This window comes from Zoogloea sp., assembly GCF_041914405.1.
Classification (GTDB): Bacteria; Pseudomonadota; Gammaproteobacteria; order Burkholderiales; family Rhodocyclaceae; genus Zoogloea.
The window spans coordinates 168,383-177,166 of the sequence record NZ_JAYSDK010000004.1; the positions used below are offsets into that span (position 1 = coordinate 168,383).

The 8,784-nt window shown below is 66.8% G+C and carries 7 protein-coding genes; 3 read left to right on the forward strand and 4 right to left on the reverse strand.

Features of this window, described 5'->3' with window-relative positions; all coding sequences use genetic code 11:
- Nucleotides 1–160 precede the first annotated feature (160 nt).
- On the reverse strand, nt 161–511 hold the full coding sequence (locus ACE3RX_RS04065) for a RidA family protein (RefSeq protein ID WP_374480581.1): 351 nt from the start codon (nt 509–511) through the stop codon (nt 161–163).
- 97 nt (nt 512–608) lie between these two features.
- Between ACE3RX_RS04065 and ilvA the strand changes: the two genes are divergently transcribed.
- Nucleotides 609–2,129, forward strand: a complete 1,521-nt coding sequence (gene ilvA, locus ACE3RX_RS04070; RefSeq protein WP_374480583.1) for a threonine ammonia-lyase, biosynthetic — start codon at nt 609–611, stop codon at nt 2,127–2,129.
- A 50-nt stretch (nt 2,130–2,179) separates the two neighbouring features.
- Here ilvA and ACE3RX_RS04075 read toward each other — a convergent pair whose 3' ends face one another.
- Entirely contained in the window at nt 2,180–3,631 is a 1,452-nt protein-coding gene (locus ACE3RX_RS04075; RefSeq protein ID WP_374480585.1) for a methyl-accepting chemotaxis protein, read from the reverse strand.
- The gene (locus ACE3RX_RS04080; RefSeq protein WP_374480587.1) at nt 3,606–4,118 is read right to left on the reverse strand and encodes a PAS domain-containing protein; all 513 of its coding nucleotides are present in this window, start codon (nt 4,116–4,118) and stop codon (nt 3,606–3,608) included. The genes ACE3RX_RS04075 and ACE3RX_RS04080 overlap by 26 nt, the downstream gene beginning before the upstream one ends.
- 200 nt (nt 4,119–4,318) lie before the next feature.
- Here ACE3RX_RS04080 and ACE3RX_RS04085 point away from each other — a divergent pair, with 200 nt between their 5' ends.
- Together ACE3RX_RS04085 and ACE3RX_RS04090 are read left to right on the forward strand one after the other, a co-directional pair.
- Entirely contained in the window at nt 4,319–5,704 is a 1,386-nt protein-coding gene (locus tag ACE3RX_RS04085) for a sigma-54-dependent transcriptional regulator (RefSeq protein ID WP_374480589.1), read from the forward strand.
- 118 nt (nt 5,705–5,822) lie between these two features.
- Nucleotides 5,823–7,922, forward strand: a complete 2,100-nt coding sequence (locus tag ACE3RX_RS04090) for an ATP-binding protein (RefSeq protein WP_374480591.1) — start codon at nt 5,823–5,825, stop codon at nt 7,920–7,922.
- On the opposite strand, the gene phnE is transcribed toward ACE3RX_RS04090, so the two are convergent.
- Nucleotides 7,919–8,689, reverse strand: coding sequence for a phosphonate ABC transporter, permease protein PhnE (gene phnE / locus ACE3RX_RS04095; protein WP_374480593.1), 771 nt, complete (start codon nt 8,687–8,689; stop codon nt 7,919–7,921). The two genes, ACE3RX_RS04090 and phnE, sit on opposite strands and share 4 nt — an antisense overlap.
- Nucleotides 8,690–8,784 lie beyond the last annotated feature (95 nt).

Below are 8,784 nucleotides of genomic sequence, written 5' to 3' on the forward strand. Positions count from 1 at the left end.
CCGCGAAACCGGGCGTGGGGATGCTAAGCAAATACAATACCAAGCGTGTAAAAATCCCTTTACATCAGCATTTCAGAAGCTCGGAGGGAAAACAGGCGCGCCCTCCGAAGCCGTAAATGTAAAATTCCCCGACACGAAATCCGGGCAACGGCGGCTTGCCTCAACAAGCCGCTTGCACCACCACCTCTACCCGCCAGCCCGGCTTCGCCAGGCGCACCACTTGCACACAGGCGCGTGCCGGCGCCGTCCCCGGCGGCAGCCAGGCATCCCATACCGCATTCACAGCGTCGTAATCAGCCATATCCACCAGATACAGGGTAGCCACCAGCAGGCGACCCTTGCCGCTGCCCGCCTGCGCGAGCAGGTTCTCCAGGCTGGCCAGCATCGCCGTGGTCTGCGCCGTAATGTCGGCATGCTCGTCTGGCGGCACCTCGACGCAATGGACCACACCGTTGTGGATCGTGTAGTCGGAATAGCGCGGCGTGGTGCCGGCACGCTGGATCGGGGTCATGGAAAGCTCCGCGAAGTCAAAAGATGCAATGTTGCAGCGCGGCGCCTCCGGCTGCTACCCTTTGTTGCTTCCCCAGCCGAAGCAAAGGTCTTGTGTCATGAGCGCGCAGCATCCGGACTACCTCCAGAAGATCCTTACCGCCCAGGTCTACGACGTCGCCATCGAGACGCCCCTTGACCCGGCACCCAACCTGTCCGCGCGAATTCACAACAAGATCTTCCTGAAGCGCGAGGACATGCAGCCGGTGTTCAGCTTCAAGCTGCGCGGTGCCTACAACAAGATGGCCAGCCTCAGCCCGGCGGCCCTCAAGCGCGGCGTGATCTGCGCCTCCGCCGGCAACCACGCCCAGGGCGTCGCCCTGTCGGCCAAGAAGCTCGGCGTGCGGGCGGTCATCGTGATGCCCACCACCACCCCGGCGATCAAGATCGACGCGGTCAAGCGCCATGGCGGCGAAGTCGTGCTGGCCGGCGAGTCCTATTCCGACTCCTACGGCCACGCCAAGGAACTCGAGAAGACCGAGAAGCTCACCTTCGTCCACCCCTACGACGATGTGGAAGTGATCGCCGGCCAGGGCACCATCGCGATGGAGATCCTGCGCCAGCATCCCAAGCCCATCCACGCAGTGTTCTGTTGCGTCGGCGGCGGCGGCCTGCTGGCCGGCGTGGCGGCCTACATCAAGCGCGTGCGCCCGGACATCAAGGTGATCGGCGTAGAGACCGTCGACTCCAACGCGATGACCCAGTCCCTCGCCACCGGCAAGCGCATCGAGCTGGAAAGCGTCGGCCTCTTTGCCGATGGCGCGGCGGTCAAGCTGGTCGGCGAAGAAACCTTCCGCCTGTGCCAGGAATACGTGGATGAGATGATCCTGGTGGACAACGACGCGATCTGCGCCGCCATCAAGGATGTGTTCGAGGACACCCGCTCCATCCTCGAGCCGGCGGGCGCCCTCTCGCTGGCCGGCGCCAAGGAATACGCCAAGCGCCACAACCTGAAGGACAAGACCCTGGTCGCCGTGGCCTCCGGCGCCAACATGAACTTCGATCGCCTGCGCTTCGTTGCCGAAAGGGCCGAAGTCGGCGAACAGCGCGAAGCCGTGCTGGCCGTCACCATCCCCGAGAAGCCCGGCTCCTTCAAGAAGTTCTGCAACCTGCTCGGCAGCCGCAACATCACCGAGTTCAACTACCGCTACGCGGACGCGCAGAAGGCTCACATCTTCGTCGGTGTCAGCGTACACAACCGGGCCGAGGGCGGCCGTCTTACCGAGCTGCTGCAGCGCCACGAGCTGCCTTGCCTTGACCTGACCGACGACGAGATGGCCAAGAGCCATATCCGCTACATGGTTGGCGGCCACGCCCCGCAGGCGGAAAACGAGGTGCTGTACCGCTTCGTGTTTCCGGAACGGCCGGGCGCCCTGCTCAACTTCCTCGAGAATCTGCGCTCCGACTGGAACATCAGCCTGTTCCACTATCGCAACCACGGCGCCGACTTCGGCCGTGTGCTGGTCGGCATGCAGGTCCCCCCGTCCGACCGGGACGCGTTCCAGGGCTTCCTGGCCCGGCTCGGCTACGAGTACGTGGACGAAACCGCCAACCCGGCCTACCGGATGTTCCTCGGCTGAACTGGCCCTGTTGGGGCGAACTCATTCGCCTCAACAGGGGAGCACGGAGCCTAGTCCGGATGCTTCTCGGCCACCAGCCTGTCGAGCAGATCCATTACCTCGCGGCTGCCGGCCTCCATGTTTTCCAGCCCGTCGACGATCGCTGCCTGTAGCGCCGCATCGTGCTGCCAGTCAGCCTCGATCTGCGCCATGACCCGGTGGGCACCGTCATGCACGCGGGCGTGGGGTTGTTCCAGGCGGCGGTAGGACGGCAGGCTGCCAAAGGCCTCCTGGCCTTCCCCGTCGTACCACGTGCCCAGGCGGCACTGGTGGTGATCCATGGCGATAGCCCGGGCCGTCTCGGCATCGCCACTCCCGTTGAGGGCCAGGTAGGTACGCTGCTTGTAAACCATGTGATCGAGTTTGAAGAGGGTCACCAGGCTCTTGTCGTGGACGCGCACTGACTGCTGCTCGGTCTCCCGCGCCGACGCGGCGAAGCGGCCGAAGGTCTGGGTCAGCTCGCCGACCACCCCGGACGAGCGGGCGGTGATCTCGCGCATTTCCCGCGCATCTTCCTCCATCGCCTCGCCGTCGCTGATCAAACCACGCATCACCTCGCCGATGGCCTGCGAGGCACTGCGGGTCTTCTCGGCCAGCTTGCGCACCTCGTCGGCCACCACCGCGAAGCCGCGCCCCGACTCGCCGGCCCGCGCCGCCTCGATCGCCGCGTTGAGGGCCAGCAGGTTGGTCTGGTCGGAAATCTCGGTGATCAGTACCACCGCCTGGCTGACTTCCTTGCTGCGCGCATTGAGGCCGCCGATGGAATCCGCCACGTGCACGATGCGTTCGCTGATGCCCGACAGCTGGCTGACCACCTCGGCCACCGCGTGCTGGTTCTCCGCCGCCTCGGTGGCCGTCTCGGTAGCGGCGGTAGCCGCCTTGCGCATCTGCGTGGTCACTTCCAGCAGGTCGGCCTGGTTGCCGGTCAGGTTGGCAATCAGGTTACCGGCGTTGAGCAGGCCAGCATTGCTGAGCACCCGGTTACGAGCCTGATCGCGCAGATGCGAAGACATATTGTTGAGCAGCGTGTTGTGGGTCTCCATCGCCTCGAACAGGCTGCCGTGCAAGCCCGCCGACTGGGCCATGCGGCTATAGCGGCCTTCCATCTGGGCGCGGAAGGAACTGTCGGCCTCGCGGAAATAGGCTTCCAGTTGGTCGAGCATGTCGTTCAGGGCCCAGATCAGGCGGCCGATCTCGTCCTTGTCCGACACCCCGGTGACGCGGTCGACGAAATGCCCGCGGCCGATCTTCTCGGCCAGCTCCACCGCCGACTGCAGCGGCGCCAGCGAGCGGCGGAACTGCCATTGCCCCCATACGGACAGACCCACGCCAAGCACCAGGAAGACCAGCAGCGCCGGGTGGAAGCCGGTGATGAAGAACACCGTCAGCAGGGTCGCCAGCAGCAGCGCCGACTGCCCCCAGCTCACTACCGACAGCTTAGAGTGCAAGGACGAACTGCTCATAGCTCTTTCCATTCAAGACTTCAGTCAGTACCGCCGTCCCGGCGGCGATCGCGTCCCGCGCGCCGGCGCGGCTCTCGGCAGCCAGCATCTCCTTGTACAGCCCGGCCGCGGCGCGCACTGCATCGGCCCGCGGCTTGCGGCGCACCGAGGTGTAGCTGACGATCCGCCGCGCAGAGTCATAGTCCGGGGTCACCGTCGCCAGCACCCAGTAGAAGCTGCCGTCCTTGGCCATGTTCTTCACGTAGGCGATGAACTCCTGCCCCGCCGCGATGCTGTCCCACAGCAGCTTGAAGGCGCTACGCGGCATGTCCGGGTGGCGGATGATGTTGTGCTGACGACCGAGGAGTTCCGCTTCGCTGTAGCCGGACAGCGCGATGAAGATCCGGTTGGCGTAGAGGATGCGCCCCTTCGGATCGGTCTTCGAAACGATGAAATCCTGCTCGCCCAGCGAGCGCTCACTACTGGTCGGTGTCACACGCGGCTTCATAGCCTGGCACTGCCCTTCATAAGTACGGGTTCCGATACACACAGGCCCCGCCGGACGGGTGCGCGGGGCGCACATGCGGGCGAGGCCAGGGACTATGTCGGCAATTTTTGCCCACACTGAAGGCCGGTATTACCAAAAAGTGCATCGGAACGGGACAGCCCCGCCCTGACAACCCGCCGGCTGCATGGTTAAATCTGGCGATGAGTCCGCCGCTGCCCACTTTGACCGACCCCGCCTCCCCTCCCCCCTCCGGCCGCGAACCGACCTGGTCGGACTACGCCGTGCTGGTCGTCGATGACGAAGCCGGCGTGCGCAACTTCCTCGAACGGGCGCTACGCGCCCGTGGCTGCCACGTGGACACCGCCGGCTCGGCCGAGGAAGGCGCGGAGCGCCTGCAGCAGCACCACTTCGACGCCATCGTGCTGGACATCGCGCTACCCGGCCGCTCCGGCATGGAATGGCTGCGCAACCTGAAGAACGACGGTTTCGCCGGCGACGTGGTGCTGATCACCGCCTTTGCCGACATCGAGACCGCCATCGACGCGCTGCGCGCCGGCGCCTCCGACTTCGTCCTCAAGCCCTTCCGCGTGGACCAGATCGTCAACTCCCTGCAGCGCTGCTTCGAGCGCGCCCGCCTCGACCGGGAGAACTTCGTGCTGCAGCGCCAGGTAGCCGGCCTCGGCGGGCTGGTAGACGGCATGGTCGGCCACTCGGAGGCGATGCGCCGCCTGTCGGAGCTGATCCACCGCGTCGCCCCGACCCCGGCGACGGTACTGATCCTCGGCGAATCCGGCGTCGGCAAGGAAGTCACCGCCCGCGCGCTGCACCAGATGAGCCCCCGCGCCGAGCGCTCCTTCGTGCCCCTCAACTGCGCCGCGGTGTCCGCCGAGCTGATGGAGAGCGAGCTGTTCGGCCACGTGCGCGGCGCCTTCACCGGCGCCCGCGAAGCGCGCCGCGGCCTGTTCCACTACGCCAACGGCGGCACCCTGTTCCTCGACGAGATCGGCGAACTGCCGCTGGCCATGCAGACCAAGCTGCTGCGCGTCCTCGAAGAACGGCGCATCCGCCCGGTGGGCAGCGAGGCCGAAGTGCCGGTGGACGTCCGCATGGTGGCCGCCACCAACCGCGACCTACGTGCCGAGGTTGCCGCCGGGCGCTTCCGCCAGGATCTGTTCTACCGCCTGGAAGTCGTCACGCTGGCGATCCCGCCGCTGCGCGAACGCCGCGAAGACATCGCCGAGCTGGCCGTGCACTTCAACGCCCAGTTGGCCAGCCGCCTCGGCCTGCCGCCGCTCCCCCTCAGCCAGGCCGACCTGGCCCGGCTGGCCGCCTACGCCTGGCCAGGCAACGTGCGCGAGCTGCGCAACCTTATCGAACGCTCCCTGATCCTCGGCGGCCTGCCGGCCGACAACAACCAGGCGCCGGGCTTTGTCGAACCGTTGCCGCTGAGCCTCGCCGAGGTCGAAAAGCGCCACATCCTCGCCGTCCTCGACCAATGCGGCGGCAACAAGGCACGCGCAGCCACCCTGCTCGGCGTATCCCGCAAGACCCTCGACCGCAAGGCCATCGAATGGGGCCTGGCCTGAAAGCCGCGATCCCCATGGCAGGTTCTTCCCCACCCCGTGGGGGCGAATTCATTCGCCCGCAATCGGTTCAACGAAGTCTCTGGGCGAATAAATTCGCCCCTACGGTTCCATCAAACCGATGATCCGCCGCGTCCTTGCCCGCTTCACCGGCTCGGTCCGCGCCAAGCTGCTGGCCATGGTGCTGGCGCCGCTGTTCCTCGGCGTGCCGATCCTGCTCGGGCTGGTGTGGCTGTGGGGCAACGACGGCTATCACCGCCTGCTCAGCTACAAGGTCGGCTCCGACCTCGTCACCGCCCACGAGTACTTCGGCCGCATGCAGCATACGGTGGCGGTGGATCTCGGCGCCGTCGCCGGCTCCCAGCGCCTGTCCCAGGCCATGGCCGCCAACTCGCCAGCAGCCCTCGCCGACTACCTGGACGACGCGCGCCGCCAGGCCGGGCTGGATTTCCTGTTCCTCCTGGATAGCCGCGGCCGCCCACTCGGCCGCCAGTTGCCCGAACACCTGCCGCGTACCCGACGGACCGCCTGGCCGGTGGTCAACGCCGCACTGGCCGGCTCTGCCTTCACCGCCATCGATGTCTTCGACGCCGACCACCTCGCCGCCATCGACCCGGCCTTGGCCCGACGCTGCCGCCTGCCGCTGCTGCCCACCCCCAATGCAGCACCGGACAAGCGCAGCGAGGAAACCCGCGGCCTGCTGATCCATGTCGCAATCCCGGTACGCGACAGCGGCGACCGCCTGGTCGGCGTACTGGAAGGCGGCGTACTGCTCAACGGCAACACCAACCTGGTAGACAGCCTCAACACCATCATCTACCGGGACGGCACACTGCCGCTGGGCAGCCAGGGCACCGCCACGCTGTTCCTCGGCGACACCCGCATCGCCACCAACGTGCGCCTGTTCGGCGAGCGGCGCGCCCTCGGCACCCGCGCCTCCCAGGCGGTACGTGACCACGTGCTGAACGAGGGCAAAACCTGGCTCGATACCGCCTTCGTGGTGAACGACTACTACGTGTCCGGCTACGAGCCGGTGGTGGACAGCTTCGGCGAGCGGGTTGGCATGCTCTACGTGGGTTTCCTCGAAGCGCCGTTCAGCATCGCCATGCGCAACGCGCTGCTGACCCTGTTCGTGGTCTTCATCGGCGTGAGCCTGGCCGGCAGTGTGCTATCCCTGCGCTGGGCGCGCGGCATCTTCAAGCCGCTCGAAAAGGTGAACGCAACGATCCGCCGCATTGGCGCCGGCGATGCCGATGCCCGCGTCGGTCCGGTGGCCAGCCGCGACGAGATCGGCCTGCTCGCCGCCGCCTTCGACGAGCTGCTCGACAACCTGGCCGCCCGCCGCGCCGAACTGCAGCGCTGGGGCGACGAGCTCGACCGCAAGGTGGCCGAGCGCACCCAGGCCCTGCAGGAAGCCCTGGCTACCCTCGAACAGGCCCGCCGCCACCTGGCGATGACCGAGAAGCTGGCCGCCATCGGCGAACTCACCGCCGGCGTTGCCCACGAGATCAACAACCCGGTGGCGGTCATCCAGGGCAACCTCGACGTGCTGAAGGAAATCCTCGGCCCCGCCGCCGAGCCGGTGCGCGAAGAAATCCGCCTGATCCACGAGCAGACCCACCGCATCTGGCTGATCGTCACCAAGCTGCTGCAGTTCGCACGACCTGGCGAATTCGCCGGCTACAGCGAAGCCATCGATCCCGCTCCGGTGATCGCCGACTGCCTGGTACTGACCCGCCACAACCTCGACCGCCGCAACATCACGGTGCAGGTGGACAACGCCGCGACCTGCCGCATCGAAGTGAACACCGGGGAACTCCAGCAGGTGCTGATCAACCTGATCGTCAACGCCATCCAGGCCATGCCCGACGGCGGCACCCTCAGCATCAGCACCCGTGACTGGGCCGATGAACACGGCGACACCCAGGGCGCCGCGATCTCCGTCTGCGATACCGGCCACGGCATCGCCGCCGAGGATCTGTCGCGCATCTTCGACCCCTTCTTCACCACCAAGAAGGGGTCCGGCACCGGCCTCGGCCTGTCGATCAGCTACGCCATCGTCGAACGCTACGGTGGCCGCATCGAGGTCAGCAGCCGCCCGGGCGAAGGCGCCTGCTTCACCATCCAGCTGCGCCGTGAGGCCCGCTACGCCGACACCCCGTCGGCCCCCGGCTTCACCGCCCGGCGCATCGAGCCGGGCACCAGCCAATCTGCCGGCTAGGCCGACGCCCGCCGCAGCCAGGCGCTGGTGCCATCCACCATGATCGCCATCGCCAGCATGGCGAGGATCACCGTGCTGGCCTCCGCCTCGTGGAACAGGGACAGGCTGAAGTAGAGCAGCGCACCAAGCCCGCCGGCACCGACGAAACCGAGGATCGCCGCCATCCGGATGTTCATCTCCCAGCGGTACAGCGCGTAAGCCAGCCACTGGGCGGCGACCAGCGGGAAGGTGCCGTACAGGAAGGCCGCCAGGGACGGTGCCCCCGTACCGGCCAGCGCCTCCGCCGGCGCCGACGGCGTGTTCTCCAGCGCCTCGGCGAACAGGCGGCCAAGCACGCCGGTGGTGTGCAGGGCCAAAGCCAGCGTACCGGCAAAAGGCCCAAGGCCGGCAGCCAGCACCATCAACGTGGCCCACACCAGCTCCGGCACCGAACGCAGCAGATTGAGGACAAAACGCGCCGCCACCCGCCCGGCCACGCCATGGCGCCCGGCCGCCGGCAGCGCCAGCAGGGCGCCGGCAACGGCCGCCAGCACGGTGCTGACCAGGGAAATTGCCAGCGTTTCCAGCGCCGCCCAGCCCACCTTGGCGAGAAAATCCGGCCCCAGCTCGGGCGGGAAGAAGCGCCCGACGAAATCGGCGATCTCCCCCACCGCCGCGCCGGTGAACAGCGCGCCCAGCGGCATGTCGAGATAGACGAAGCTGCCAATCACCGCCGCGATGACCAGCACCACGGCCAGCAAGCCGCCGAAGGACACCCCGGCCCTCATAGCCCAACTCCCCGTGGGGGGGGGAATTAATGAAAACAACAATAGTGAGACAAACATAACTATTTTTAAATATAAACCACCACCAAAATACAAAC